The sequence below is a fragment of the Pseudomonas sp. B35(2017) genome (assembly GCF_002113645.1).
Classification (GTDB): domain Bacteria; phylum Pseudomonadota; class Gammaproteobacteria; order Pseudomonadales; family Pseudomonadaceae; genus Aquipseudomonas; species Aquipseudomonas ekonensis.
In genome coordinates this window covers 111,373-137,769 of record NZ_NEIZ01000010.1, presented here as the reverse complement: position 1 = coordinate 137,769, position 26,397 = coordinate 111,373, and the positions used below count along the sequence as shown (strand labels likewise).

The 26,397-nt window shown below is 65.2% G+C and carries 25 protein-coding genes; all 25 read left to right on the top strand.

Annotated features, from left to right (window positions below; all coding sequences use genetic code 11):
• Positions 1 to 774, top strand: a complete 774-nt coding sequence (gene rfbF / locus CAG41_RS17985) for a glucose-1-phosphate cytidylyltransferase (RefSeq protein ID WP_085577835.1) — start codon at positions 1 to 3, stop codon at positions 772 to 774.
• Positions 756 to 1,838, top strand: a complete 1,083-nt coding sequence (rfbG, locus tag CAG41_RS17980) for a CDP-glucose 4,6-dehydratase (RefSeq protein ID WP_085707275.1) — start codon at positions 756 to 758, stop codon at positions 1,836 to 1,838. Before rfbF ends, rfbG begins: the two co-directional genes overlap by 19 nt.
• Positions 1,835 to 2,395 carry a dTDP-4-dehydrorhamnose 3,5-epimerase family protein gene (locus CAG41_RS17975; RefSeq protein ID WP_085707274.1) on the top strand — a complete coding sequence of 187 codons (561 nt, stop codon included), beginning with the start codon at positions 1,835 to 1,837 and terminating at the stop codon, positions 2,393 to 2,395. Before rfbG ends, CAG41_RS17975 begins: the two co-directional genes overlap by 4 nt.
• Complete coding sequence (locus tag CAG41_RS17970) at positions 2,392 to 3,618, top strand: class I SAM-dependent methyltransferase (protein WP_085577832.1); 1,227 nt, start codon at positions 2,392 to 2,394, stop codon at positions 3,616 to 3,618. Before CAG41_RS17975 ends, CAG41_RS17970 begins: the two co-directional genes overlap by 4 nt.
• A complete protein-coding gene (locus tag CAG41_RS17965; protein WP_085707273.1) occupies positions 3,615 to 4,472 on the top strand; it encodes an NAD(P)-dependent oxidoreductase in 858 nt (285 codons plus the stop codon). Before CAG41_RS17970 ends, CAG41_RS17965 begins: the two co-directional genes overlap by 4 nt.
• Complete coding sequence (locus tag CAG41_RS17960; protein WP_085707272.1) at positions 4,462 to 5,532, top strand: class I SAM-dependent methyltransferase; 1,071 nt, start codon at positions 4,462 to 4,464, stop codon at positions 5,530 to 5,532. The genes CAG41_RS17965 and CAG41_RS17960 overlap by 11 nt, the downstream gene beginning before the upstream one ends.
• A gap of 17 nt (positions 5,533 to 5,549) precedes the next feature.
• The gene (locus tag CAG41_RS17955; RefSeq protein ID WP_085577829.1) at positions 5,550 to 6,287 is read left to right on the top strand and encodes a cephalosporin hydroxylase family protein; all 738 of its coding nucleotides are present in this window, start codon (positions 5,550 to 5,552) and stop codon (positions 6,285 to 6,287) included.
• A gap of 54 nt (positions 6,288 to 6,341) precedes the next feature.
• Positions 6,342 to 9,257 carry a TIGR00180 family glycosyltransferase gene (locus CAG41_RS17950; RefSeq protein WP_085707271.1) on the top strand — a complete coding sequence of 972 codons (2,916 nt, stop codon included), beginning with the start codon at positions 6,342 to 6,344 and terminating at the stop codon, positions 9,255 to 9,257.
• Positions 9,258 to 9,286: 29 nt separating this feature from the next.
• A complete protein-coding gene (gene pseB, locus CAG41_RS17945) occupies positions 9,287 to 10,288 on the top strand; it encodes a UDP-N-acetylglucosamine 4,6-dehydratase (inverting) (RefSeq protein WP_085577827.1) in 1,002 nt (333 codons plus the stop codon).
• Positions 10,285 to 11,442 carry a UDP-4-amino-4,6-dideoxy-N-acetyl-beta-L-altrosamine transaminase gene (pseC, locus tag CAG41_RS17940; RefSeq protein WP_085707270.1) on the top strand — a complete coding sequence of 386 codons (1,158 nt, stop codon included), beginning with the start codon at positions 10,285 to 10,287 and terminating at the stop codon, positions 11,440 to 11,442. The genes pseB and pseC overlap by 4 nt, the downstream gene beginning before the upstream one ends.
• Positions 11,443 to 11,470: 28 nt before the next feature.
• Positions 11,471 to 12,091 (top strand): pseudaminic acid biosynthesis-associated methylase, encoded by a 621-nt coding sequence (locus CAG41_RS17935; RefSeq protein WP_085577825.1) that lies wholly within the window; start codon positions 11,471 to 11,473, stop codon positions 12,089 to 12,091.
• Entirely contained in the window at positions 12,088 to 12,783 is a 696-nt protein-coding gene (gene pseF, locus CAG41_RS17930; protein WP_085631131.1) for a pseudaminic acid cytidylyltransferase, read from the top strand. The genes CAG41_RS17935 and pseF overlap by 4 nt, the downstream gene beginning before the upstream one ends.
• Positions 12,780 to 14,282, top strand: coding sequence for a UDP-2,4-diacetamido-2,4,6-trideoxy-beta-L-altropyranose hydrolase (gene pseG / locus CAG41_RS17925; protein WP_085707269.1), 1,503 nt, complete (start codon positions 12,780 to 12,782; stop codon positions 14,280 to 14,282). Before pseF ends, pseG begins: the two co-directional genes overlap by 4 nt.
• Positions 14,279 to 15,331 carry a pseudaminic acid synthase gene (pseI, locus tag CAG41_RS17920; RefSeq protein WP_085577822.1) on the top strand — a complete coding sequence of 351 codons (1,053 nt, stop codon included), beginning with the start codon at positions 14,279 to 14,281 and terminating at the stop codon, positions 15,329 to 15,331. Before pseG ends, pseI begins: the two co-directional genes overlap by 4 nt.
• A 227-nt stretch (positions 15,332 to 15,558) precedes the next feature.
• Positions 15,559 to 16,485, top strand: a complete 927-nt coding sequence (locus tag CAG41_RS17915; RefSeq protein ID WP_085707268.1) for a ketoacyl-ACP synthase III — start codon at positions 15,559 to 15,561, stop codon at positions 16,483 to 16,485.
• 88 nt (positions 16,486 to 16,573) lie between these two features.
• Positions 16,574 to 17,866 carry a motility associated factor glycosyltransferase family protein gene (locus CAG41_RS17910; protein ID WP_085707267.1) on the top strand — a complete coding sequence of 431 codons (1,293 nt, stop codon included), beginning with the start codon at positions 16,574 to 16,576 and terminating at the stop codon, positions 17,864 to 17,866.
• Positions 17,863 to 18,129 (top strand): hypothetical protein, encoded by a 267-nt coding sequence (locus CAG41_RS17905; RefSeq protein ID WP_085577819.1) that lies wholly within the window; start codon positions 17,863 to 17,865, stop codon positions 18,127 to 18,129. The genes CAG41_RS17910 and CAG41_RS17905 overlap by 4 nt, the downstream gene beginning before the upstream one ends.
• 243 nt (positions 18,130 to 18,372) lie before the next feature.
• Complete coding sequence (locus CAG41_RS17900; RefSeq protein WP_085577818.1) at positions 18,373 to 19,224, top strand: flagellin domain-containing protein; 852 nt, start codon at positions 18,373 to 18,375, stop codon at positions 19,222 to 19,224.
• A gap of 73 nt (positions 19,225 to 19,297) precedes the next feature.
• Entirely contained in the window at positions 19,298 to 19,654 is a 357-nt protein-coding gene (locus CAG41_RS17895; protein WP_085577891.1) for a flagellar protein FlaG, read from the top strand.
• A gap of 81 nt (positions 19,655 to 19,735) precedes the next feature.
• Positions 19,736 to 21,178, top strand: a complete 1,443-nt coding sequence (fliD, locus tag CAG41_RS17890) for a flagellar filament capping protein FliD (RefSeq protein WP_085577890.1) — start codon at positions 19,736 to 19,738, stop codon at positions 21,176 to 21,178.
• A 129-nt stretch (positions 21,179 to 21,307) separates the two neighbouring features.
• Positions 21,308 to 21,706 (top strand): flagellar export chaperone FliS, encoded by a 399-nt coding sequence (fliS, locus tag CAG41_RS17885; protein WP_085577817.1) that lies wholly within the window; start codon positions 21,308 to 21,310, stop codon positions 21,704 to 21,706.
• A gap of 10 nt (positions 21,707 to 21,716) precedes the next feature.
• Positions 21,717 to 22,013: a flagellar protein FliT gene (locus tag CAG41_RS17880; protein WP_085577889.1), complete on the top strand. Its 297-nt coding sequence runs from the start codon at positions 21,717 to 21,719 to the stop codon at positions 22,011 to 22,013.
• Positions 22,014 to 22,185: 172 nt separating this feature from the next.
• Positions 22,186 to 23,661, top strand: coding sequence for a sigma-54 dependent transcriptional regulator (locus CAG41_RS17875; RefSeq protein ID WP_085577816.1), 1,476 nt, complete (start codon positions 22,186 to 22,188; stop codon positions 23,659 to 23,661).
• A gap of 128 nt (positions 23,662 to 23,789) precedes the next feature.
• The gene (locus CAG41_RS17870; protein WP_170930048.1) at positions 23,790 to 24,983 is read left to right on the top strand and encodes a PAS domain-containing sensor histidine kinase; all 1,194 of its coding nucleotides are present in this window, start codon (positions 23,790 to 23,792) and stop codon (positions 24,981 to 24,983) included.
• Between the two features lie 5 nt (positions 24,984 to 24,988).
• On the top strand, positions 24,989 to 26,380 hold the full coding sequence (locus CAG41_RS17865) for a sigma-54 dependent transcriptional regulator (RefSeq protein ID WP_085656704.1): 1,392 nt from the start codon (positions 24,989 to 24,991) through the stop codon (positions 26,378 to 26,380).
• Positions 26,381 to 26,397 lie beyond the last annotated feature (17 nt).

The following is a 26,397-nucleotide window of genomic DNA, read 5'->3' as shown; positions in this document are numbered from 1 at the left end:
ATGAAGGCAGTTATTTTGGCGGGTGGGCTCGGTACGCGCATCAGCGAGGAGTCGCACCTCAAGCCCAAGCCGATGATCGAGATCGGCGGCAAGCCAATTCTCTGGCACATCATGAAGCAGTATTCCGCCCACGGGATCCACGACTTCGTGATCTGCCTCGGCTACAAGGGCTACGCGATCAAGGACTTCTTCGCCAACTACTTCCTGCACACCTCCGACGTCACCTTCGACATGCGCAACAACCGCATGGACGTGCACCAGAACTACAGCGAGCCATGGCGCGTGACGCTGGTGGACACCGGCGAAGACACCATGACCGGCGGCCGCCTGCGCCGCGCCGCGCGCTACCTGGAAGACGAAGAGGCGTTCTGCTTCACCTACGGCGACGGTGTGTCCGACCTCAACATCGGCGAGCTGGTGGACTTCCACCTGAGCCACGGCAAGCTGGCCACCGTCACCGCCGTGCAGCCGCCGGGCCGCTACGGCGCGCTGGAGCGCGACGGCGACCGCGTGCTGGGCTTCACCGAAAAGCCCAGGGGCGACGGTGGCTGGATCAATGGCGGCTTCTTCGTGCTGTCGCCCAAGGTGCTGCCTTACATCGCTGACGATCAGACTTCCTGGGAGGCCGAGCCGCTGGCCGACCTCGCCGCCGAAGAGCAGTTGCAGGCGTTCCAGCACGAAGGCTTCTGGCACCCGATGGACACCCTGCGCGACAAGAACCACCTCGAAGCGCTGTGGCACAGCGGGGAGGCCCCATGGAAGCAATGGGCCTGAGTCCGGAGTTCTGGCGTGGCAAGCGGGTCCTGGTCACCGGCCACACCGGTTTCAAGGGCAGCTGGCTGACCCTGTGGCTGCAGAACCTGGGCGCACAGGTCAGCGGCTTCGCCCTCGATCCGGCGACCGAGCCGAACCTGTTCGGACTGGCGCGGGTGCACGAAGGCATCAACGATCAGCGCGGCGACCTGCGCGACCTGGGCGCCTTGCTGGAAGTCATCGCCGACACCGAGCCTGAGATCGTCCTGCACCTGGCGGCCCAGCCGTTGGTGCGCGAAGGCTACCGCGATCCGCTGGGCACCTACTCCAGCAACGTCATGGGCACCCTCAATCTGCTCGAAGCGATCCGTCAGGTCGGCTGCGTGCGCGCCTGCGTGCTGGTGACCACCGACAAGGTCTACGCCAACAAGGAATGGCTGTGGCCTTACCGCGAGGATGAAGCCCTCGGCGGCCACGACCCTTACAGCAGCAGCAAGGCCTGCTGCGAACTGTTGGCACAGTCTTACGCGGCGTCGTTCTTTCCGGCGGACAAGTACGCCGAACACGGCCTGGCGCTGGCCACCGCCCGCGCCGGCAACGTGCTGGGCGGCGGCGATTTCGCGCCGGAGCGTCTGATACCCGACGTGCTCAGGGCCTGGACCGCGGACGAGCCGGTGACCCTGCGCTACCCGCAGGCCGTACGCCCGTGGCAGCACGCGCTGGAGCCGCTGGCCGGCTACCTGCAACTGGCGGCCGGCCTCTATGAAGAGGGCCCGGAGTACGCCGGTGCGTGGAACTTCGGCCCGGGCGAGGCGGACATGTGCAGCGTCGGCGAAGTGGTCGAACTGCTCGCCAACCGCTGGCCCCAGGCCCGTGGCCTGCGCATCGAGCCGAGCGAGCTGCACGAGGCCGGCCTGTTGCGCCTGGACAGCAGCCGCGCCCGTCAGGTGCTGGGCTGGCAGCCGCGCTGGACCTTGCAGCAATGCCTGACCCAGACCCTCGACTGGCACCTGGCCTGGCAGAACGGCGATGACATGCGCCGGGTCTCCCTCGGCCAACTGAACCTGTACCGGGGCGCGCTGTGAGTGAATTCTCCTTGCAGGCCCTGCCGCTGGCCGGGCTGTTCAACGTCCGCCACAAGCGCTTCGAAGACCAGCGCGGGCACTTCGCCCGGCTGTTCTGCGAGGGCAGCCTGAGTGCGTTCGGCCGCGAGTTCCACATCCGTCAGATCAACCATTCCTGCACCCGCGAAAAGGGCAGCGTGCGCGGCCTGCATTACCAGAACGCCAATGCGCCGGAAGCCAAGCTGATCACCTGCCTGCGCGGTGAGGTGTGGGACGTGGCGGTGGACCTGCGCCCGGACTCCGAGACCTTCCTGCATTGGCACGCCGAACACCTGAAGGTCGGCGACGGCCGCAGCCTGCTGATCCCGGCCGGCTTCGCCCACGGTTTCCAGACCCTGACCGACGACGCCGAACTGCTTTACCTGCACAGCGCCGACTACGCGCCGGAGCACGAGGGCGGGCTGTCGGTGAACGATCCGCGGCTGGCCATCGCCTGGCCGCTGCCTGTCAATAATTTGTCGGCACGGGACTCCAGCCATCCCGCGCTCGATCAACACTTCGCTGGAGTGCGTCTATGAATTGCCGTGGGTGCGCCGCACCGCTGAGCCTGCCGCTGATCGACCTCGGCACCTCGCCGCCGTCCAACGCCTACGTGCATGCCGACCGCCTGGAGCAGGCCGAGCAATGGGTGCCGCTGAAGGTCGCCGTGTGCCAGCAATGCTGGCTGGTGCAGACCGAGGACTACACCCGCGCCGACAGCCTGTTCGACGCCGAGTACGCCTATTTCAGCTCGTTCTCCAGCACCTGGCTGGCCCATGCCGAGCGCTATGTGGCCGAGATGGCCGAACGCTTCGGTCTGAACGCCGACAGCCGTGTGGTGGAGGTGGCCGCCAACGACGGCTACCTGCTGCAGTACGTGGCCGGTCGCGGCATCCCGTGCCTGGGCGTCGAGCCGACCCGCAGCACCGCCCAGGCGGCACGGGAAAAGGGCCTGGAGATCCGCGAGCTGTTCTTCGGCCGCGACACCGCCGCGCAACTGAAGGCCGACGGCTGGGCCGCCGACCTGATGGCCGCCAACAACGTGCTGGCCCACGTGCCGGACATCAACGATTTCCTCGGCGGTTTCGCCGCGTTGCTCAAGCCCACCGGCGTGGCCACGTTCGAATTCCCGCAACTGCTGACGCTGATGGCCGGCGCGCAGTTCGACACGCTGTACCACGAGCACTATTCCTACCTGTCCCTGACCGCCGTGCAGACCCTGTGCGAGCGCAACGGCCTGGAAGTGTTCGACGTCAGCCAGTTGAGCACCCATGGCGGTTCGCTGCGGGTGTTCGTGCAGCGCCGGGACGGCGAGCGCCGCGCCGTGCAGCCGGCCGTGCAGCAGCAGTTGCAGGCCGAGCTCGACGCCGGGGTGAAGACCGCCGGCTACTACGCGACGCTGGCGCCCGCCGCCGAACGCATCAAGCATGACCTGTTGCGCTTCCTGCTTAAGGCCAAGGCCGACGGCAAGCGCGTGGTCGGCTACGGCGCCGCCGCCAAGGGCAACACGCTGCTCAACTACGCCGGGGTCAAGCCGGACCTGCTGGCCTGGGTGGCCGACGCCAACCCGCACAAGCAGGGCAAGCTGTTGCCGGGCAGCCGCATTCCGATCGTGGCGCCTGAACGCATCGACCTCGAGAAACCGGACTACGTGCTGGTGCTGCCGTGGAACCTGCTGCACGAAGTCAGCCAGCAGCTGGCGCACGTGCGTCAGTGGGACGGGCGCTTCGTGATCGCCGTGCCGGAGATGAAAGTCCTGTGAAGGTCCTGGTCACCGGAGCCACCGGCTTCGTCGGTCGCCACCTGGTCGCGGCGCTGCTTGCCCGCGGCTGCACGGTGCGGGCGGTGGCGCGCAATGCGCAGACTGCGCAAGGCATGCCGTGGATCAAGGACGTCGAGTTCGTGGCGGCGGATATTCACGCGCCGGACCTGGATGCCGTGGCCTTGACCGACGGCGTCGACGCCCTCGCGCACCTGGCCTGGCCGGGGTTGCCGAACTACCGCGCGCTGTTCCATTTCGAACACAACCTGATGGCCGACTACCGCTTCGTCAAAAGCGTGGTGGAGGCGGGCGTGAAGCAAGTGCTGGTGACCGGCACCTGCTTCGAGTACGGCATGCAGAGCGGGCCCCTCAGCGAAGAGGCCGCGCCGCAGCCGGCCAACCCGTACGGCCTGGCCAAGCACACGCTGCACCTGTTCCTGCGCACCCTGCAGCAAGAGCTGCCGTTCACCCTGCAATGGGCGCGGCTGTTCTACCTGCACGGCGAAGGGCAGAACCCCAACAGCCTGCTGGCGGCGCTGGACCGGGCCATCGAGGCCGGGGCGCCGTCGTTCGACATGTCGGCGGGTGAGCAACTGCGGGATTTCCTGGCGATCGAGACGGCCGCCGGGCACCTCGCCGCGATCCTCCAGCGGCGCGGTTTCGACGGCGCGGTCAACTGCGCCAGCGGCCGGCCGGTGTCGGTGCGTTCGCTGGTCGAGCAACGCCTGCGCGAGCGCGGCGCCCGTCTGGATCTGAACCTGGGCCACTACCCGTACCCGACCCACGAGCCGATGGCGTTCTGGGCGGTGACCGAGCGTCTGCAACAGTTACTGGGAGACCGCCATGAGGCATGAGTTGTACCGCGCCACCGACCTGCCGGTGCTGCAGAACCGCACCTTCGCCGATCCCGAGTCGGCGAAGGCGTCGGCCCGCGCCGACATGCTGCTGGTTCAGGACGAGCGCAGCGGCTTGATCTTCAACGCGGCGTTCGACGCCGACAAGCTCAGCTACGACGCCGACTACCAGAACGAGCAGGCCCACTCCGGCCAGTTCCAGAAGCACCTGCAGGACGTCGAAGGCATCATCGCCAAGCACTTCAAGGGCCGGGAACTGATCGAGGTCGGCTGCGGCAAGGGCTACTTCCTTGAGCTGCTCAAGGGCCTGGGCTACCGCATCACCGGCATCGACCCGGCCTACGAAGGCGACAACGCCGACGTGATCAAGGCCCCGTTCACCCGTGGCCTGGGCCTGGCGGCGGACGCCGTGGTGCTGCGCCACGTGCTGGAGCACATCCAGGATCCGGTGAGCTTTCTGGCGGTGATCGCCGAAGCCAACCAGGGCGGGCAGATCTACATCGAAGTGCCGTGCTTCGACTGGATCCTCGAACACCGCGCCTGGTTCGACCTGTTCTACGAGCACGTCAACTATTTCCGCCTCGACGACCTGCGCCGGATGTTCGGCACCGTGCACGAGGCCGGCCACCTGTTCGGCGGCCAATACCTGTACATCGTCGCCGACCTGGCCACGCTGCGCCTCGCCCCGGAGCAACCGGTGCCGCGCCTGGCCCTGCCGGACGGCTTCACCGCCAGCCTCGAGCGGGCGGTGCAGATCATCCAGGCCGCGCCCGGACAGGGTTCGGCGATCTGGGGCGCGTCCTCCAAGGGCGTGATCTATTCGCTGTTCCTGCAACGGGCGGGCGTGGCGGTGGACCGCGTGGTGGACATCAACCCGGCCAAGCAGGGGCGCTACCTGCCCCTGAGCGGCGCGCGGGTGTCCTCGCCGCAAGAGGCGATGGACGCCTTGCCCGAAGGCGCCAACCTGTTTGTGATGAATTCCAATTACCTCGAAGAGATCAAGCGGATGACCGATGGACGCTACGTCTATCACGCCGTTGACAGCGCTTCGTTCCAGTGACTACCGAGATCGTGAACATGACCGACAACAGCATCAACAAAGCCTTCGAAGCCGAGTGCCGCGAGCAGATCGCCCAGCAGGGTGACGACCAGAAGCTCACTGGCCTGGCCCGGGACTTCTTCAACGAATCGGCCAAGCACAAGTACAGCTACCACTTCTCGTGGATGGGCCGTCCGATCATCCAGCTGCCGCAAGACATGATGGCGATGCAGGAGATCATCTGGCAGGTCAAGCCGGATCTGGTCATCGAGTGCGGCATCGCCCACGGCGGTTCGATCATCTACTACGCCTCGCTGCTGGAGCTGCAAGGCCACGGCGAAGTGCTGGGCATCGACCTGGACATCCGCCCGCACAACCGCGAAGCCATCGAGAGCCACCCGATGAGCAAGCGCATCTCCATGATCGAAGGTTCGAGCATCGACCCTGAGATCGCCGCCAAGGTGCGCGCCGCCGCCGAAGGCAAGAAGGTCATCCTGGTGCTGGACTCCAACCACACCCACGACCACGTGCTCGAAGAGCTGCGCCTGTACGCGCCGCTGGTGTCGGTGGACAGCTACTGCGTGGTGATGGACACCGTGGTCGAAGACATGCCGGCCGATTTCTTCCCGGACCGTCCGTGGGGCCCGGGCGACAACCCGAAGACCGCCGTGTGGAAGTACCTGGAAGAGAACAAGGATTTCGAGATCGACGTTCAGCTGCAGAACAAGCTGCTGATCACCGTGGCGCCGGACGGCTACCTGCGTCGCGTGCGTTAATCGAAACATCATCAAAGCGTAGATTTGGCGATTCGCCGGTAGTGGGGAGAGGTTATGCAAGGCAAGTACGGTTCGGAACAGGCGCCGGTGCTCAATGAGCTGTTGACCGTGGTGCTGTTTACCCATAATCGTCCGGCGTTCCTGCGCCGGGCGGTGAAGTATTACAGCGCCTTGCCTTGCAGGATCATGGTGCTGGACTCGAGTCCGGAACTGCCCGAAGGCGACTTTTCCGCCGTCGACTATCACCACGTGCCGCAGTTCGCCTACTGGGGCATGCAGGCCAAGCTGGCCTATGGCGTGGAGCGCGTGACCACGCCGTACACCGTGCTGGCGGCGGACGACGACTTCATCCTGCACGATTCGCTGGCCGAGTCCGTGGGCTTCCTGCAAGACCATCCCGACTACGGCATGTGCCACGGCTACTGCCTGATGTACCTGACCCTGGCCGGCGACGTGAGCTACTACCGCCGCGACAAGAAGGTCTGCGAGGACTACGGCTCCGAGCGGGCCCAGGACCGCGTCATCGATTACATGAGCCAGTACATCCCGCCGTTCTACGCGGTGACCCGCACCGACCTGATGAAGTCCTGGCACGCGGCGATGCCGGCGGGCACCAGCTTCCAGTGGCAGGAGATCGGCCATGTGTACTACATGCTGGCCTGCGCCAAGGCGCGGATCCTGCCGATCCCTTACGTGGTGCGCGAAATCAACTACGGCAACTCCGAGCACAGCACCGAGGTGTACCACTCGCTGACGTACATGGACGCCAAGTCGGTGGCCGAGCGCGAGGCGTTCGCCGAGTTCCTGGCATCGTTGCCCACCGGCATCCAGGGACTGGACGCCGAGCAGGGCAAGGCCTTCGCCCTGGAGAGTTTCGAGGCGATGGTCGACAGCCTGCAATCGGGGCGCGCACTGACCGCCGAGCTGATTTTCCAATCCACCTGGCACCAGGCGCTCAAGCGTCCGGATCGTCGGTTCGGACCGTTGCAGTATGTGGAAATGCCGTTCTACAACCAGGCCTTCTTCGATCGCCTGGAGCAGATCGAATTCATGCTCCACACCATGCCGGCCGGCCGCGTTCAGCTGAACGGGCTGGAGGGCGTGTGGACCCGTCAGGCGCACCTGCTGCAGGCGCGCAACAACGACACCGCCGAGAGCGTGCTGGACCGTCTGTGGCAGGCCCACGACCTCAACGCCTTCAACCGTGAAGTGCTCAAGCGCCTGCTGGCGCAGCTGGAGCAGGCGGGCGAAGACGAAGAAGCGCAGAAGACCCGCGACTGGCTCGCGCGCCTGGAGGCTGTGACCCTGGAGGATCACCGTCAGACGTTCGGGAAGATGCAGTCCGGCAAGCTGCTCAAGTGGCTGGCCGCGCGTCAGCCGGATGCGCAGCAACGCGAAGCGATTGCCGGGCACCTGGCGGTCAACGGCGGCGGCCCGCAGTTCGGCGTGTTCCTGCTGGACCTGGACAACGACATCGACAAGGTGCAAGTCACCCTCGACAGCCTGCTCGAAGGCCAGTGCAAGGCGTTCCGGATCGTCGTGTTCACCACCGGTGAGCCGCCGGCCGCCACCACGGCGCAGAACACCCTGCACTTTGTCCGCGTCACGCCGGGCAACCTGGTCGAGAAGCTTAACCAGAGCGCCCGCCAGTCGCCGTGCGACTGGGTGCTGATGGCCGAAGCGGGCGACGAGTTCACCGCCGGCGGCCTGCTGCGCGCCAGCCTGGAACTGATGGCCGCCGACGGTTGTAGCGCGGTGTCCACCGACGAGATTCAGCGTCAGGACAGCGGCGCGCTGGCGGATGTGTTCCGTCCGGGCTTCAACCTGGACTTGCTGCTGAGCCTGCCGGGCATGATGGCGCGCCACTGGCTGATCCGCCGCGAGGCGCTGGTCGCGGTCGGCGGCTATCGGGCGGACTTCAGCAAGGCGCTGGAGTTCGACTTGCTGCTGCGCATCCTCGAACAGGACGGCCTCAACAGCCTGGCCCACCTCGACGAGCCGCTGCTGATCGCCCGCGCGCCGAAGCTTGAGGAGAACCCTCACGAGCGCCTGGCCCTGCTGCGTCACCTGGGCACCCGCGGCTACAAGGCCAAGGTCACGTCCTCGACGCCGGGGATCTACCAGATCGACTACCACCACACTGAGCGTCCTCTGGTGTCGGTGATCGTGCCGGCCGGCAACGACCTGCCCGCCCTGCAGCGCTGCCTGGAAGGCGTGCTGCTGCGCACCCGCTATCACCATTACGAGATCCTGGTGGCCGCGACGCCGCAGCAGTCGGCCGAGGTCAACGACTGGCTGGGCGCCTATCAGCATCCGAAGGTTCAGGTGCTGCGCGCCGAGCAGCCGTTGAGCGAACCGGCGCTGATCAATGCCGCCAGCCGGCAGGCCCAGGGTGAGTACCTGGTGCTGCTCGCCGCCGACGCGGAGGTGGTCAACCCGAACTGGCTCGACTCGCTGCTCAACCACGCGCTGCGTCCGGAAGTCGGCGTGGTCGGCCCGAAACTGGTCGACCGCGACGGCAAGGTCAGCCAGGCCGGCCTGATCCTGGGCCTGAACGGCGGGGTCGGTTCGGCCTTCATCGGCGAGAAGCACGACGCTGACGGTTACCTGTACCGCCTCTCGGTGGAGCACGGCTATTCGGCGGTGTCGGGCGTCTGCCTGATGGTGCGCAAGGCGCTGTTCGATGGTCTGGACGGTCTGGACGACAGCACCTTCGCCGACGGCTTCGGCGACGTCGACCTGTGCCTGAAAGCCGGGCAGGCCGGCTACCTCACCGTGTGGACGCCGTCGGTGCAGGTGCTGCATCCGGGCCAACTGCCGCAGGCGCCGCAAGCGCTTGAGGCGCTGCGGGAAAAATGGGCCGCGGCCTTCGCCGGGGATCAGGCCTACAACGCGAACCTGAGCCTGACCGGCAAAGGCTACACCCTCAACGAAAGCGCTTCGCTGGACTGGGCGCAACTGCTTGCCTAAGCCTTCGCGCAGGGGACGGGACTCAAGACATGTTCAACGGTAAATCGATCTTCATCTCCGGCGGCACCGGCTCGTTCGGCCGCCAGTTCATCCGCCGCCTGCTGGAGCAGTACCAGCCCAAGCGGGTGGTGGTGTTCTCCCGGGATGAGCTCAAGCAATACGAAATGCAGCAGACGTTCAACGCGCCGTGCATGCGCTATTTCCTGGGCGACGTGCGCGACGCCGACCGCCTGCGCCAGGCCATGCGCGGCATCGACTACGTGGTGCATGCCGCGGCGCTCAAGCAGGTGCCGGCGGCGGAGTACAACCCCACCGAATGCATCCGCACCAACGTCAACGGCGCGGAGAATATCATCGCCGCGGCCATCGACAACGGTGTGAAGAAAGTCGTGGCGCTGTCCACCGACAAGGCCGCCAGCCCGATCAACCTGTACGGCGCGACCAAGCTGCTGTCGGACAAACTGTTCGTCGCCGCCAACAACATCGCCGGCGAGCAGCAGACCCGTTTCGCCGTGGTGCGCTACGGCAACGTGGCCGGCTCGCGGGGCTCGGTGGTGCCGTTCTTCAGCAAACTGATCGCCGAGGGCGCCCGGGAGCTGCCGATCACCGACGAGCGCATGACCCGCTTCTGGATCACCCTCGACCACGGCGTGCAGTTCGTCCTCGACAGTTTTGCGCGGATGCACGGCGGCGAAGTGTTCGTGCCGAAGATCCCGTCGATCCGCATCGTCGACCTGGCCCTGGGCATGGCCGAACACCTGCCGCACAAGCATGTCGGCATCCGTCCGGGGGAAAAGCTGCATGAGCTGATGGTGCCGCTGGACGATGCGCGGATGACCCTGGAGTTCGACGACCACTACACGATCCAGCCGTCGATCCGCTTCACCAGCGTCGACGTGGACTTCTCCGTGGACAAGCTCGGCGAGCGCGGCCGGCCGGTGGGCGAGGACTTCGAGTACCGGTCCGACACCAACCCGCACTTCCTGTCGGTGGGCCAGATCGCCGACCTGCACGCGAAGCTCTCGGCATGATCCCGTACGGCCGGCAGAGCCTCGACCAGGCGGACATCGATGCGGTGGTGGAGGTGCTGCGTTCGGACTGGCTGACCCAAGGGCCGACCATTGAGCGCTTCGAGCAGGCCGTGGCCGAGCGTTGCCAGGCCGATTTCGCCGTGGCGGTGAGCAACGCCACGGCGGCGCTGCACATCGCCTGCGTCGCGGCGGGGCTGGGGCCGGGCGACCGCCTGTGGACGACGCCGAACACCTTTCTGGCGTCGGCCAACTGCGGGCGCTACTGCGGCGCCGAGGTCGATTTCGTCGACATCGATCCGCTGACCTGGAACCTCGACGCCGAGGTGCTGGCCGCCAAGCTGGATGAGGCCGAAGGCAACGGCACGCTGCCCAAGGTGCTGGTGGCGGTGGCGTTCTCCGGGCAGAGCTGCGACATGCGGCGCATCGCCGGGCTGGCCGAGCGCTACGGCTTCACCGTGATCGAAGACGCCTCCCACGCGGTGGGGGCGAGCTACGCCGGGCGTCCGGTCGGCTGCGGCGAGTTCGCCGCCATGACCGTGTTCAGCTTCCACCCGGTGAAGATCATCACCAGCGCCGAGGGCGGCATGGTGCTGACCAACCGTCGGGAACTGGCCGAGCGCCTGCAACGCCTGCGCAGCCACGGCATGACCCGCGACCCGCAGCAGATGACCGAACCCAGCCACGGCCCCTGGTACTACCAGCAGGTGGAGCTGGGCTTCAACTGCCGCATCACCGATCTGCAGGCCGCCCTGGGGCTCTCGCAACTGGGCAAGCTGGACGCCTTCGTCGCCCGCCGCCGCGAGCTGGCGGCGCGCTACGACCGTCTGATGGCGTACCTGCCGCTGACGTTGCCCAGTGCCCAGGCCGAAGCTGAATCCGCCTGGCACCTGTACGTGGTGCGCCTGCAGACCGAGCGCATCGGCCGCAGCCACCGAGAAGTGTTCGAAGGCTTGCGGGCGGCCGGGATCGGCGCGAACCTGCACTACATTCCGGTGCACCTGCAGCCGTATTACCGTGAGCTCGGATTCGCCGAAGGGGATTTCCCCGAGGCCGAGCGCTATTACACCGAGGCCATCAGCCTGCCGATGTTCCCGTTGCTGACCGAAGCGCAGCAGGATCATGTGGTCGAGCAGTTGCGCCGCCTGACCGAATGAATGCCGCTGCGGCGGACGGGTATCTGAAATGCGTGATTTGAGCGAACAGGAAAAGTTCTGGCAGGGCGAGTTCGGCAACCAGTATGTTGGTCGCAACGTCGGCCAGCCGCTGGTGGCGGCCAACCTGGCGCTGTTCGCCAAGGCGCTGGCCCGCGCCGGGCGCATCGACAGCCTGGTGGAGCTGGGCACCAACGCCGGCAACAACCTGCAGGCATTGCGCCAGTTGCTGCCGGGGTGCGAGCTGTTCGGCGTCGAGATCAACGCCAGCGCCTGCGAGCAGGCGAGGGCGCTGGACATCGCGCAGATCTGGCACGGCTCGCTGTTCGACTTCCCCTGCGAGCGCAGCTACGACCTGACCCTGAGCAAGGGCGTGCTGATCCATCTGGCGCCCGAATTGCTGGCGAATGCCTACGAACAGCTGTATCGGCTGAGCCGTCGCTACATCCTGATCGCCGAGTACTACAACCCGGCGCCGGTGGAGGTGCCCTACCGCGGCAACAGCGGCAAGCTGTTCAAGCGTGACTTCGCCGGCGAAATGCTCGACCGCTACGCCGACCTGCACCTGCTGGACTACGGCTTCGCCTACCACCGCGACCCGCAGTTCCCGGTGGATGACATCACCTGGTTCCTGCTGGAAAAACGCCCTTGAGCAACGTGGCGATCATCCCGGCCCGGGGCGGCAGCAAGCGCATCCCGCGCAAGAACCTCAAGCCGTTCGACGGCGTGCCGATGATCGTCCGTTCGATCCGCACGGCGCTCGAATCGGGGCTGTTCGACCAAGTCGTCGTCAGCACCGACGATCAAGAGATCGCCGACGTCGTACAAGCCCATGGCGCGCAGGTGCCGTTCTTGCGCCCGGCGAGCCTGGCCGATGACTTCACCGGCACCGCTGCGGTGATCGAGCACGCGTTGCGGCAACTGCCGGCGTTCGACTACGCCTGCTGCGTGTACGCCACCGCACCGCTGTTGCAGGCGCGCTATCTGCGCGAAGGGTTCGAGGCGCTGGAGCGTCATCCGGACAAGTCGTTTGCTTTTTCCGTGTGCGGTTTCGGCTTTCCGGTGCAGCGCGCGCTGACCCTCGACGGGCAGGGCGCCCTGACGGCGTTGTACCCTGAGTTTCGCAACACCCGTTCGCAGGATCTGCCCGAGGCGTTTCAGGATGCCGGCCAGTTCTATTGGGGCCGCCGTGAGGCCTGGCTGCGTGGCGAGGTGCTGTATTCGCCGGCCAGCCTGCCGGTGATCCTGCCCCGGCACCTGGTGCAGGACATCGACACCCCGGAAGACTGGATGCGGGCCGAGTACCTCTACGCCGCGCTCAAGGCCGGCGGAGAACTGACATGAGAGTCCTGATCCGCGCCGACGCCTCGCCGACCATCGGCAGTGGCCACATCGCCCGCTGCCTGCCGCTGGCCCGGGTGCTGCGCGCGCAGGGCAGCCATGTGGCGTTCGCCTGCCGCCGGTTGCCGGGCCATCGGCTGGAGGCTTTGCAGGCCGAGGGCTTCGAGACCTTCGCGCTACCGGAACGCTATCCTGGCGAAGACCCGCACCAGGCCATCGAATCGATGCTGCCGTGGCAGGCGGACATCGACGCGCTGGCCGCGCAGCTGGAAGGCCAGGCCGGGTTCGACTGGATCATCGCCGACCATTACGGCCTCGACCACCATTGGCAGACCGCCGCCCGCCGCTGGGCGCCCCGGATCGCGGCGGTGGACGACCTGGCGACCCGCCGCTACAGCGTCGACCTGCTGCTCAACCAGAACCTCTCCGGCCTGCACGAAGACTACCGGCCGCTGCTGCCTGCGCACTGCCGCACGCTGCTCGGCCCGCGCTACGCCATGCTGCGCGAGGAATTCAGTTGCCCGCCCATCGCCATCAAGCCTGTGGCCAAGCGTGTGCTGGTGAACTTCGGCGGCTTCGATGCGGCCCGGCAGACCCATCACGCGATGCTGGCGCTGGCGGACTTTCCCGAGCTGGAGGTGGACTTCGTCGCCGGTGCCGACAACCCCGCCTGGGCGCAGATGCAGGCATTGGCCGAGACGCGGCCGAACTGGCGCCTGCACAGTTTCGTCAGTGACTTCCACCGACGCATGACCGAGGCCGACCTGTTCATCGGCGCCGGCGGCGGCACCAGCTGGGAGCGGGCGGCCCTGGGCCTGCCGACGATCTGCATCGCGGTGTCGAACAACCAGCAGGCCAACGGCGAAGTGATGGCGGCGGCGGGCGCGCATGTGTTCATGGGCGCCCGCGAGCAAGTCAGCGTCGAGCAACTGCGCCAGGCGGTCGGCTTTGTGGTGAACAACCCTTACCTGCGCCAGAGCCTGGCCGAGCGTTCGCGCACACTGGTGGACGGGCGCGGTGCCCTGCGGGTCGCGGCCGCGCTGGCCGGCGCGGTGCTTACGGTGCGGCCGGCGACGACGGACGATGCGCAATTGCTGTTCGACGGACGCAATGCCGAGCCGGTGCGGCGCTGGTCACTGGAGTCCGGCGTGATCGAATGGCCGCAGCACCTGAACTGGCTGACGGCGAGCTTGAGCAATCCCCGGCGTCTGTTGCTGATCGCCGAGGCCGACGACGGCCCGGTCGGCGTGCTGCGCTATGATTTGCGCGGTTTCGAGGCCGAAGTGTCGATCTACCTGCTGGAGGGGCGTTTCGGCCTCGGCTGGGGGCGGGCGCTGCTGGAACGGGGCGAAGCGTTCGTCACCGCGCACTGGCCGCAGCTGACCGCCGTCACCGCCCAGGTGCTGCCCGCCAACCAGGCCTCATTGAATGTGTTTCGCGACGCCGGGTTCACCCAGAGTGCCTGTGCGTTCACCCGTGTCCTGAAGGAATCCCGCCCATGAGCCGTTTCAAGATCGGTGACCGCCTGATCGGTGCCGACGCGCCGCCGTTCATCATTGCCGAGATGAGCGGCAACCATAACCAGTCGCTGGACGTGGCCTTGCAGATCGTCGAAGCGGCGGCCAAGGCCGGCGCCCACGCCTTGAAGCTGCAGACCTACACCGCCCAGACCATGACGCTGGACCTGGCCGAAGGCGAGTTCTTCATCAAGGATCCCGGCAGCCTGTGGGCCGGCACCTCGCTGTACGACCTGTACGAAAAGGCCCATACCCCGTGGGAATGGCATGCGCCGATCTTCGCCCGGGCCAAGGAGCTGGGCATGCTCGCGTTCTCGACGCCGTTCGACGACACGGCGGTGGACTTCCTGGAAAGCCTCGATGTGCCGGCCTACAAGATCGCCAGTTTCGAGAACACCGACCTGCCGCTGATTCGTCGGGTGGCGGCCACCGGCAAGCCGCTGATCATCTCCACCGGCATGGCCAGCCTCGCCGAGCTGGACGAGACCGTGCGCGCCGCCCGCGAGGCCGGCTGCAAGGATCTGGTGCTGCTCAAGTGCACCAGCACCTACCCGGCCACGCCGCTCAACAGCAACGTGCGCACGATTCCCCATCTGCGCGAACTGTTCGGCTGCGAAGTGGGGCTGTCCGACCACTCCATGGGCGTCGGCGTGTCCGTCGCCGCCGTGGCGCTGGGGGCGACGGTGGTGGAGAAGCATTTCACCCTCGACCGCTCGGCCGGCGGGGTGGACGCCAGCTTCTCGCTGGAGCCGGCCGAACTGGCCAGCCTGGTGGTGGAGACCGAGCGCGCCTGGCAGGCCCTGGGCCAGGTGCATTACGGCGTCACCGAGGCCGAGCGCAAGTCGCTGGTCTATCGCCGCTCGCTGTACGTCACCGCCGACATGGCGGCCGGCGAACCCTTCACGGCGGCCAACCTGCGCGCCATCCGTCCCGGCCTGGGCCTGGCGCCCAAGCACGCCGAAAACGTCCTCGGGCGCCGTGCGCGCCAGCCGATCAAACGCGGCACGCCGCTGGACTGGTCCTTGGTCGAATGACCTGATCCGCACCGATTCGGCAAAATAGCGTGACCTGCGAGTCATAACGCGCATCTTCACTGTATTGTATTGACCGGGGAGATGGCGCCTGGCCCGTGATTCGGTTCCAGTGATAGCCCTTTGCGCTCCCCGTGGCTGCCCTTTGCGGCGGCCGTTTTTTGTTTGTCGGCGCCCCTCGAAATCCTTGCGAGCGGTGGTATTGGGCTGTTTATTATTGGGAAGCCGTAATGATTGGCATAAAAAGCATTGCGAGCTACGTTCCTGTAGCCGGCGTGGACAATTACGCACAAGGTGCAAAATTCGAGAAGGATGAAGAGTTCATCCTCGGCAAGATCGGTTCGGCCTTCCTGCCGCGCAAGGACGCAGAACAGGAAACCTCCGACCTGTGCGTCGAAGCGGCCAATGCGCTGTTTGCCGGCAACCCTGACCTGAAACGCGAATCCATCGACGCCCTGATCGTCGTCACCCAGAACGGCGACGAAGAAGGCCTGCCGCACACCGCGGCCATCGTCCAGGACAAACTGGGCCTGCCGACCCACGTCGCGGCGTTCGACATTTCCCTGGGCTGCTCGGGCTACGTCTACGGCATCTATGCGATCAAGGGCTTCATGGAAGCCGCCGGCCTGAAGAACGGCCTGCTGATCACCGCCGACCCGTACTCCAAGATCGTCGACCCGGAAGACCGAAACACCACCATGCTGTTCGGCGACGCCGCCACCGCCACCTGGATGGGCGAAGACCCGACCTGGGCGTTGGGCAAGGCCAAGTTCGGCACCGACGGTTCCGGCGCGCCGCACCTGAAGGTCACCGACGGCGTGTTCTTCATGAACGGTCGCCAGGTGTTCAACTTCGCGCTGCTCAAGGTGCCGGCGCACCTGCATGAGCTGCTCGACGATTCGGGCCTCAAGGCCGACGACATCGACGCGTTCTGCATCCACCAGGGCAGCGCGGCCATCGTCGATGCCGTGGCGCGGCGCTTCGAGGGCGATCCGGAGAAGTTCGTCAAGGACATGGTCGAGACCGGCAACACCGTGTCGTCGAGCATTCCGCTGCTGCTGGAGAAGCATGCGCTGGACTCGGCGTGGCAGCGTGTGGCGCTCAGCGGCTTCGGCGTCGGGCTGTCGTGGGGTTCGGCGATCATCTACCGTCCCTGAGCCCGGCCGGAAACAACGGATACAAAAATGGCGTTCAAGGGTTAACCTTGAACGCCATTTTTTTGCCTGAACGAAATGCGAGGTGCCAGTGAGCGAGTTTTTCCGGGATAACGCCGAGGTCATCGAACGCCGTTGGCCGGCGCTGTCCGCGCGGTTGATGGCCGAGGACAGCTCAGCGATCCAGGCAGAGTTGACGCAGGGGCTGGGGTCGACACTGAGCGTGGCCGGCATCCAGCTCACCAGCCGCCACGACCGCGTGCACGAGGCCCGGATCCAGGCGGCGAGCCTGCCGGCCGACAAGGCGCAACTGCATGTCTACGGCACGGGCCTGGGGGACTTGCCGGCGGTGCTGCTGGAGCGCCCGGGGCTTGAGCGGCTGTACGTGCACATCCTCAACGGCGCGCTGTTCTCGCTGGTGCTGCAACTGCTCGATCAGCGCCACTGGCTGGACGATGCCCGGGTGGAACTGTTGTACGCCGGGGATCTCTCCGACATCTGCACGCCGTTCTTTGCCCTGCCGGCGGAGATGCTGCTGGCCGACGACTTCAACGCGAAGATCCGCGATCGGCTGGTCAGCGAGGTGCACCTGAGCTTCAACAACCGCGAGTTCGACCCGCAGTCGCCGTTCATTGTCCAGCGCTTGCAGGATTGTCTGCCGGTGCTGCTGGCGGACGACGATGTGGCGCAACTGTTCGGCACCTGCGCCGGCCGTGAGGTCTATGTGATCGCTACCGGGCCGACCCTGGAGGGACACCTTGAGCAGTTGGCGCAGATTCGCGCACGGGTCGAGCGCCCACTGTTCATTTGCGTCGACACCGCTTACCGGCCGCTGCGCGAGCACGGGATCGTGCCGGATCTCGTGGTGAGCATCGATCAGCGCATCAGCTTCCGGCATTTGCCGTTCGAAGGCTCCGACGGCATTGCGCTGGTGTACCTGCCGATGAGCGATCCGCAGGTGCTGAAGGCCTGGAAGGGCAAGCGCTACGGCGGCTACTCGCTCAGCCCGGTCTATGCCGAGTTGCGCGAGCGGCACCCGCGGGCCTTGCTGCATGTGGGTGGCAGCGTGATCCATCCCGCCGTGGACCTGGCGGTGAAGATGGGCGCGGCAAGCATCACGCTGTTCGGCGCCGACTTCGCCTTTCCGATGAACAAGACCCACGCCGGTTGGGACGACGGCGACCTGGGGCCGTCGGTCAACCAGGCGCGGCACTGGGTGCATGACGGCAACGGCGAGCGGGTCAAGACCCAGCTCAACTTCCGCGGCTACCTCTGCGTGCTGGAGCGCTACATCGCCCGACACCCGCAGGTGACATTCCTCAACAGCAGCCGGGCGGGGGCGAGGATCGCCGGAACGGGGTTCAACCAGGAGTTCGTGCAATGAGTGCGTTGCAGCAGTGCGTCGACGAGTGTCGACAATGTGCCGGGCTGTTCCGGTTGGGGCGGGATGTCGAAGCGGCGCTGGAGATGGTCGATGTGTTCGAGAAAGCGCAGCGGTTGATGGTCGGCGCAACGGCAGAAAACCAGCAGGGGTGGATGCAGGTGCTGACGCGCATCCTGGCGTGCCAGGAGCGCCAGGATTGGCTGGGGCTGGCCGATTACATGGAATGTGAACTGGTCGACCTTCTGCAAAACCTGCCGGGCTGAACGGCAGCGGAGGCGCTAGCCCGCAGGTTTGCGCCGCGGACGGTTTTATGACGTCATTTTTTCGTGGGTAAAGGACGGCTAAGTCCTTGTTTTCTGAGGGGTGGCAGGTTGATGGCAAATTTTTTGAAAAAAGCCCTCAAGCAACCTGCGATCCCGACGATAACTATTACGAAGGTTCTCTAGGCCATACCCGGCGGTTGCCAGGGCCGGAAGCCGCAGTACCCAACCAACGAGGAATTCGTCATGGCTTTAACTGTAAACACCAACACCACGTCGCTGAACGTTCAGAAAAACCTGAACCGCGCTTCCGACGCTCTGTCGACTTCGATGCAGCGCCTGTCTTCCGGCCTGAAAATCAACAGCGCCAAAGACGACGCCGCTGGCCTGCAAATCTCCAACCGCATGTCTTCGCAGATCCGCGGTAACACCCAGGCCATCCAGAACGCCAACGACGGTATCTCCGTTGCCCAGACCGCTGAAGGCGCTCTGCAAGCTTCGACCGACATCCTGCAGCGTATGCGTGAACTGGCTGTTAAAGCCCGTAACGGAACCAACGGCACCGCTGACCAGACCGCGACCAACGCCGAATTCGCTCAGATGTCTGACGAACTGACCCGTATCGCTCAGTCCACCAACCTGAACGGCAAGTTCCTGCTGGACGGTTCGGCTGGTACTGTGACCCTGCAAGTGGGCGCGAACACTGGCTCCGCCAACCACATCGACCTGGTGCTGAGCGCCAAGTTCGACGCCGCCAGCCTGTCCGTAGGCAGCGGTACTGTGGTTCTGACCGGTGCTACCGTAACTGGCGCTGCACAGAACATCGACAACGCGATCACCGCTATCGACGCCGCTATCGCCACCATCGGTGCAACCCGTGCAAACCTGGGTGCTTCGCAGAACCGTCTGACCAGCACCATCCAGAACCTGCAGAACATCAACGAAAACACCACCGCTGCACAAGGTCGCGTACAAGACACCGACTTCGCCGCGGAAACTGCTAACCTGACCAAGCAGCAGACTCTGCAGCAGGCTTCGACCTCCGTTCTGGCTCAAGCCAACCAACTGCCTTCCGCCGTACTGAAGCTGCTTCAGTAATTTCGGAATGAGTTTAGGCGGGGGAGTGCGCTGGTCGTGCTCTCTCGCTTTTTCACGTTAGGAGGTGATGGACATGGACATGAGCGTCAAGCTTAACGTGTCTTATCCGGCTCCCAAGCCAGCGAATACCGTTGCTGAAAAATCGTCCGAGCCTGCCAAGGCGGCTGAAGTCACCCCCGTCGCGGACAAGAAGACCCGTGAAACCGAGGAGACCAAGTTGAAGCTGGCCGTGCAGGAGATCGAGAAGTTCGTGCAGTCGATCAAGCGCAACCTCGAGTTTTCGATCGACGAGAACTCCGGGAAGGTCATCGTCAAGGTGATCGCGAGCGAGACGGGCGAGGTCGTTCGACAGATCCCCTCCGCGGAGGCGCTCAAGCTGGCAGACAGCCTAGCCAACGCGAGCCACGTGTTGTTCGACGCCAAAGTCTGACAACTGGCATGAATAGTGTTTGAAGTGTCTTAGGCGCTGGCAAAGGTCAAAAGACCGGCAGCAAACTGAAGGGAGATGCACATGGCAAGTCCAATTCTACCGGGTACCGGCCTGGGTTCCGGCCTGGACATCGGTGCGATCGTCACCGCGCTGGTCAATGCCGACAAGGCAGCGAAGCAGACGCAGCTCGATACCCAGACAAAAAACAACACCCTGAAGATTTCGGGTGTGGGCACGCTCAAGAGCGCGCTGACCACATTCCAGTCGACGCTGGCCACCCTGGGCAGCAAGACCAACCCTGCGTTCGCCGGTTACACGGCCACGTCGAGCAAGCCTGAAACGCTGACCGTCACCTCCGACAACACCGCGGTGTCCGGCTCCTACAGCGTCGTCGTGAACAATCTGGCCACAGGTTCGAAAGTCGCCAGCGCGGCCTTCGCCGGCGGTGCGTCCAGTGCCATTCCGAGTGGTACCCTGAAAATCAGTCAGAATGGCACTGATTACAATGTCACCATTCCGGCCAACGCCACCTTGCAGAGCACCCGCGACGCCATCAACACGGCCCAGGGCAGCAATGGCATTTCCGCCAACATCGTGACCGACGCCAGCGGCGCCTCGCGCCTGGTGATCAGCTCGAACAAGACCGGTGCGGGCTCCGACCTGAGTGTCAGCGGCATCGCCGGCCTGGAAATCGACGGCACCAAGGTCATGTCGGCCACTCCGGCGGCCGGTGACTCGGGCTCTGTCGGCGGTCTCGCCAAGGATGCGTCGCTGACCATCGACGGTCTGCCGGTGACCAGCAAGAGCAACACGGTTTCCGGTGCGATCAGCGGCATGACCCTGAACCTGGTGGCCGCCAACGCGACGCCGACCACGATCACCGTCGACAACAACACCAAGGGCCTGCAGACGTCGCTCCAGACCTTCATCGATGCCTACAACACGCTCAAGAGCACTGTCGACAGCCTGTCCAAGGCGACGCCGGACGAAGACGGCAAACTGACCGTGCAGGCCGCCTTCACGGGCGACTCCTTGCCGCGCTCGCTGATCGCCGGCATCCGTGCCGAGTTCACCAACACGAAGACCAACGGCAAGATTTCGTTCCTGTCGGAAATCGGCGTGAATACCGATCCCCTCACCGGTAACCTGAAGCTCGACACCACCGCCTTCAACAAGGCGATGGCGGTTCCGGGGGCGTCCGGCCAGGTGCAGCTATTGTTCACCGGCACCGACGACACCAACGGTCTGCTGGCGCGGGTGAGCAAGTCCGTGGATCCGTACCTCAAGGCTTCGGCCGACGGTAAGACCAAGGGCTTGCTGGATCAGCGGCTCGCGATCCTGAACAACAATACCCGGGACATCTCCGACCAGCAGAAAGCGTTGGATATCCGGGTGGCCGCCCTGACCAAGACGCTGACCGCAAAATACAACGCCATGGACTTGCTCGTAGGGCAAATGAAAGCCACGGCGAGCAACATCACGTCGTTCTTCACGTCGCTGACCGCTCAGCAATCTGCGAAGTAACGCGCAAGAATGACAAAAACCCGGCTACGCACTTGAGCGTGCGCCGGGTTTTTGTCTTATGGTCTAAAGTTTCCCGGCTCGCTGGCGATATATTGGCCATACGAGTCATTGTGGCAAATGAGGTAGAACATGAATCCGATGTTAGCCCTTCGGCAGTACCAGAAGGTCGGCTCCCACGCCCAGACGTCCGAAGCCAGCCCGCACCGTCTGGTGCAGATGCTGATGGAAGGCGGCCTGTCGCGCATCGCCCAGGCCAAGGGCGCCATCGAGCGCAAGGACATCCCGGCCAAGTGCACGGCGATCAGCAAGGCGATCGGCATCGTCAGCGGCCTGCGCGAAGGCCTGGACCTTGAGAACAGCGCCGAGGCGCTGGCCGACCTGGACGGTCTTTACATCTACATGATGAAGCGTCTGGCCGAGGCGAACATCAGCAGCGATCCGCGCATCCTGGACGAAGTGGCAGGCCTGCTGACCACCGTCAAGGAAGGCTGGGACGCCATTGCGCCTGCGCCCGGTGCGCAGCCCTGAGGAGGCCATCATGAGCCCTGTGTTGCAGCGAATCGAAGATACCCGCATGGCGCTCGTCAGCGCGCTGGCCGAGCGCAACTGGGAGGCCATCGGGCAATTGGACCTCGATTGCCGGTCCTGCATGGAAGATGTCTTGAGCGAAGCGTCGCTGGACGAGGAAGAGTTGCGCAGCAACCTTGAGCAACTGCTGCACGTGTACAAGGATCTGCTGGAAGTGGCGATGGGGGAGCGTCAGGCTATAGTCGACGAGATGACGCAGATCAACCAAGCCAAGAACGCGGCAAAGGTTTACCATCTGTTTGGTTAATTAACCCTCAGTTAATCCAGATGTGTGCGCCATAAATTTGACTGTGCACGGTTTTTTGACTTAACTAGTGGCTGTTTTCAGATTTCGGACGTCTACGGGCACAAGGTGTCCTGCAAGCGTCTCGCTTGCCCCTCGTTTCGGGCATTGAGTTGACTAGGGAAGTTGCTATTGCATGTGGCGTGAAACCAAAATTCTGCTGATCGATGACGATAGCGTCCGCCGCCGCGATTTGGCGGTGATCTTGAATTTTCTCGGCGAAGAAAATTTGCCCTGCGGCAGCCATGACTGGCAGCAGGCTGTCGGCTCTTTGTCGTCGAGCCGTGAGGTCATTTGCGTGCTGATCGGGACGGTCAATGCTCCGGGTGCGCTGATGGGCTTGTTAAAGACACTCTCAACCTGGGATGAGTTCCTTCCGGTTTTGCTGATGGGCGAAAATTCTTCCGTGGACCTTCCGGAAGACCAGCGCCGCCGCGTGCTGTCCACCCTTGAAATGCCGCCCAGCTACAGCAAGCTGCTCGACTCCCTGCACCGTGCCCAGGTCTACCGCGAGATGTACGACCAGGCCCGCGAGCGCGGCCGTCACCGCGAACCCAACCTGTTCCGCAGCCTCGTCGGCACCAGCCGGGCGATCCAGCATGTGCGCCAGATGATGCAGCAGGTGGCCGACACCGACGCCAGCGTGCTGATCCTCGGCGAGTCCGGCACCGGCAAGGAAGTGGTCGCGCGCAACCTGCATTACCATTCCAAGCGCCGCGACGCGCCGTTCGTGCCGGTCAACTGCGGCGCGATTCCGGCCGAGCTGCTGGAAAGCGAACTGTTCGGCCACGAGAAGGGCGCCTTCACCGGCGCGATCACCAGCCGTGCCGGCCGCTTCGAGCTGGCCAACGGCGGTACGCTGTTCCTCGACGAGATCGGCGACATGCCGCTGCCGATGCAGGTCAAGCTGCTGCGCGTGCTGCAGGAGCGCACCTTCGAGCGCGTGGGCAGCAACAAGACCCAAAGCATCGACGTGCGCATCATCGCCGCGACCCACAAGAACCTCGAAAGCATGATCGAGATCGGCACCTTCCGCGAAGACCTCTACTATCGCCTGAACGTGTTCCCGATCGAGATGGCGCCGCTGCGCGAGCGCGTCGAGGACATCCCGCTGCTGATGAACGAGCTGATCTCGCGCATGGAGCACGAGAAGCGCGGTTCGATCCGCTTCAACTCGGCGGCGATCATGTCGCTGTGCCGTCACGGCTGGCCGGGCAACGTCCGCGAGCTGGCCAACCTGGTCGAGCGCATGGCGATCATGCACCCGTACGGGGTGATCGGCGTGGCCGAGCTGCCGAAGAAATTCCGCTACGTCGACGACGAAGACGAGCAGATGGTCGACAGCCTGCGCAGCGACCTGGAAGAGCGCGTCGCGATCAACGGCCACACGCCGGACTTCACCGCCAACGCCATGCTGCCGCCGGAAGGCCTGGACCTGAAGGACTACCTCGGTGGCCTGGAGCAGGGCCTGATCCAGCAGGCGCTGGATGACGCCAACGGCATCGTCGCCCGTGCCGCCGAGCGTCTGCGCATCCGTCGCACCACCCTGGTGGAGAAGATGCGCAAGTACGGCATGAGCCGGCGTGACGGAGACGAACAGGCGGATGATTGACGCCTGTTTTTCAAGTGCTTCATTTATAGGCGGTTTTTTTTAGGCACGGGTATTGCTACAGCCCTCGCAACGTTCCGTTTCACTGACGGTCAGCCATGCGAGAGAGCACAATGCCCCAAGCCGCCCAGATGTCTTCTGCCCCCAACGCTTCGGGGCAACCGTCGTCCGTAGAGCAGGCGAGCCGGCAGGGGCTTGAGCAGGCGTTTGCGCTGTTCAATCAGATGTCGAGCCAGCTGACCGATTCCTACAGCATGCTCGAAGCCCGGGTCACCGAGCTCAAGGGCGAGCTGGCGGTGGTCAGCGCCCAGCGCATGCAGGAGCTGGCGGAGAAGGAGCGTCTGGCCAACCGTCTGCAGAACCTCCTCGACCTGTTGCCCGGCGGCGTGATCGTCATCGACGGCCACGGCATTGTCTGCGAAGCCAACCCGGCGGCCACCGAGCTGCTGGGGCTGCCGCTGGAAGGCGAGCTGTGGCGCCATGTCATTGCCCGTTGCTTTGCGCCGCGCGAAGACGACGGCCATGAAATTTCCCTGAAGAACGGTCGGCGCCTGTCGATCGCCACCCGCTCGCTGGATGCCGAGCCGGGGCAGTTGGTGCTGCTCAACGACCTGACTGAAACCCGTCACCTGCAGGATCAGCTGGCGCGCCACGAGCGCTTGTCCTCCCTGGGGCGCATGGTGGCGTCGCTGGCCCATCAGATCCGCACGCCGCTGTCCGCCGCCTTGCTTTACGCCAGTCATCTGACCGAACAGGAACTGCCGGTCGCCACCCAGCAGCGCTTCGCCGGGCGCCTCAAGGAGCGCCTGCATGAGCTGGAGCACCAGGTGCGCGACATGCTGGTGTTCGCCCGCGGCGAGCTGCCGCTGACCGACCGGGTCACGCCCCATGCCTTGATGCAGTCGTTGCAGGCGGCGGCGCTGACCCATGTGCAGGACTTGCCGATCCGCTGGCAGTGCGACAGCCATGCCGGCGAATTGCTGTGCAACCGCGACACCCTGGTCGGGGCCATCCTCAATCTCATCGAAAACGCGGTTCAGGCCAGCGGCGGCGACGTGCGCCTGAAAGTGCACGGCTACACCCGTGACAACACATTGCGCCTGTGCGTCAGCGACAGCGGCAGCGGCATCGAGCCGGCGGTGCTGGAGCGCTTGGGTGAGCCGTTCTTCACCACCAAGGTCACCGGCACGGGGTTGGGGCTGACGGTGGTCAAGGCGGTCGCCCGGGCGCATCAGGGAGAATTGCGGCTGCGCTCGCGCATCGGGCGCGGCACGTGCGCGCAGGTGATCCTGCCGTTGTTTTCCGCAGGACAAGGAGCTGAGTGAAGGACATGGGCATCAAGGTTTTGCTGGTCGAGGATGACCGCTCGTTGCGCGAAGCGCTGGCCGACACGCTGCTGCTTGCCGGTCACGACCATCATGCGGTGGGTTCGGCCGAAGAAGCGCTGAAAGCCGTTGAGCGCGAGCCGTTCAGTCTGGTGGTCAGCGACGTCAACATGCCGGGCATGGATGGCCACCAGTTGCTGAGTCTGTTGCGCGTCCGTCAGCCGCAACTGCCGGTGCTGCTGATGACGGCGCACGGCGCGGTCGAGCGGGCCGTGGACGCCATGCGCCAAGGCGCGGCGGACTACCTGGTCAAGCCGTTCGAGCCCGGTGCCTTGCTGGCGCTGGTGGCGCGGCATGCGTCGGGTGCGCTGGAGGCTGCGGACGACGAAGGCCCGGTGGCGGTCGAGCCGGCCAGCGCGCAATTGCTCGACCTGGCGGCGCGGGTGGCGCGCAGCGATTCCACGGTGTTGATCTCCGGCGAGTCCGGCACCGGCAAGGAAGTGCTGGCGCGTTACATTCACCAGCAGTCGCACCGCGCCAGCCAGCCGTTCATTGCGATCAACTGCGCGGCGATTCCCGACAACATGCTGGAGGCCACGCTGTTCGGCCACGAGAAAGGCTCGTTCACCGGCGCCATCGCGGCCCAGGCCGGCAAGTTCGAGCAGGCGGACGGTGGCACCATTCTGCTGGATGAGATTTCCGAGATGCCCATGGGCTTGCAGGCCAAGCTGCTGCGGGTCCTGCAGGAGCGGGAAGTGGAGCGGGTCGGGGCGCGCAAGCCGATCAGCCTCGACATCCGGGTGGTGGCGACCACCAACCGCGACCTGGCGGGGGAGGTGGCTGCCGGGCGTTTCCGCGAAGACCTCTATTACCGCCTGTCGGTTTTTCCGCTGGCCTGGCGTCCGCTGCGCGAGCGCACCGCCGATATCCTGCCGCTGGCCGAGCGTCTGCTGGCCAAGCACGTCAATAAAATGAAACACGCCACGGCGAAGCTCTCGGCTGAGGCTCGGGCGTGCCTGGTCGCCTATCCGTGGCCGGGCAATGTGCGGGAACTGGACAACGCGATCCAGCGTGCGTTGATCCTGCAGCAGGGCGGCCTGATCCAGCCGCAGGATTTCTGCCTGGCCGGTCCCGTGACGTTCGCCCCGTCGCCGGCGGCTGCCATGGCGACTCCTGTGGTGCGCGACGTCGAGATCGAAGCGGATTCGGCCGGCGCCCTGGGCGACGACCTGCGCCGCCACGAATTCCAGATGATCATCGACACCCTGCGGGCCGAGCGCGGCCGGCGCAAGGAGGCGGCGGAAAAGCTCGGCATCAGCCCCCGCACCCTGCGCTACAAACTGGCGCAGATGCGTGACGCGGGTATGGATGTCGAAGGGTATCTGTTCGCCACGTAAGCGGCGCTGCGTTTGTC

Coding starts and splice junctions, on each gene's coding strand:
- rfbF (WP_085577835.1), top strand. CDS start 1: ATGAAGGCAGTTATTTTGGCGGGTGGGCTCGGTACGCGCATCAGCGAG.
- rfbG (WP_085707275.1), top strand. CDS start 756: ATGGAAGCAATGGGCCTGAGTCCGGAGTTCTGGCGTGGCAAGCGGGTC.
- CAG41_RS17970 (WP_085577832.1), top strand. CDS start 2,392: ATGAATTGCCGTGGGTGCGCCGCACCGCTGAGCCTGCCGCTGATCGAC.
- CAG41_RS17960 (WP_085707272.1), top strand. CDS start 4,462: ATGAGGCATGAGTTGTACCGCGCCACCGACCTGCCGGTGCTGCAGAAC.
- CAG41_RS17955 (WP_085577829.1), top strand. CDS start 5,550: ATGACCGACAACAGCATCAACAAAGCCTTCGAAGCCGAGTGCCGCGAG.
- CAG41_RS17950 (WP_085707271.1), top strand. CDS start 6,342: ATGCAAGGCAAGTACGGTTCGGAACAGGCGCCGGTGCTCAATGAGCTG.
- pseB (WP_085577827.1), top strand. CDS start 9,287: ATGTTCAACGGTAAATCGATCTTCATCTCCGGCGGCACCGGCTCGTTC.
- pseC (WP_085707270.1), top strand. CDS start 10,285: ATGATCCCGTACGGCCGGCAGAGCCTCGACCAGGCGGACATCGATGCG.
- CAG41_RS17935 (WP_085577825.1), top strand. CDS start 11,471: ATGCGTGATTTGAGCGAACAGGAAAAGTTCTGGCAGGGCGAGTTCGGC.
- pseG (WP_085707269.1), top strand. CDS start 12,780: ATGAGAGTCCTGATCCGCGCCGACGCCTCGCCGACCATCGGCAGTGGC.
- pseI (WP_085577822.1), top strand. CDS start 14,279: ATGAGCCGTTTCAAGATCGGTGACCGCCTGATCGGTGCCGACGCGCCG.
- CAG41_RS17915 (WP_085707268.1), top strand. CDS start 15,559: ATGATTGGCATAAAAAGCATTGCGAGCTACGTTCCTGTAGCCGGCGTG.
- CAG41_RS17905 (WP_085577819.1), top strand. CDS start 17,863: ATGAGTGCGTTGCAGCAGTGCGTCGACGAGTGTCGACAATGTGCCGGG.
- CAG41_RS17900 (WP_085577818.1), top strand. CDS start 18,373: ATGGCTTTAACTGTAAACACCAACACCACGTCGCTGAACGTTCAGAAA.
- CAG41_RS17895 (WP_085577891.1), top strand. CDS start 19,298: ATGGACATGAGCGTCAAGCTTAACGTGTCTTATCCGGCTCCCAAGCCA.
- fliD (WP_085577890.1), top strand. CDS start 19,736: ATGGCAAGTCCAATTCTACCGGGTACCGGCCTGGGTTCCGGCCTGGAC.
- fliS (WP_085577817.1), top strand. CDS start 21,308: ATGAATCCGATGTTAGCCCTTCGGCAGTACCAGAAGGTCGGCTCCCAC.
- CAG41_RS17880 (WP_085577889.1), top strand. CDS start 21,717: ATGAGCCCTGTGTTGCAGCGAATCGAAGATACCCGCATGGCGCTCGTC.
- CAG41_RS17875 (WP_085577816.1), top strand. CDS start 22,186: ATGTGGCGTGAAACCAAAATTCTGCTGATCGATGACGATAGCGTCCGC.
- CAG41_RS17870 (WP_170930048.1), top strand. CDS start 23,790: ATGTCTTCTGCCCCCAACGCTTCGGGGCAACCGTCGTCCGTAGAGCAG.
- CAG41_RS17865 (WP_085656704.1), top strand. CDS start 24,989: ATGGGCATCAAGGTTTTGCTGGTCGAGGATGACCGCTCGTTGCGCGAA.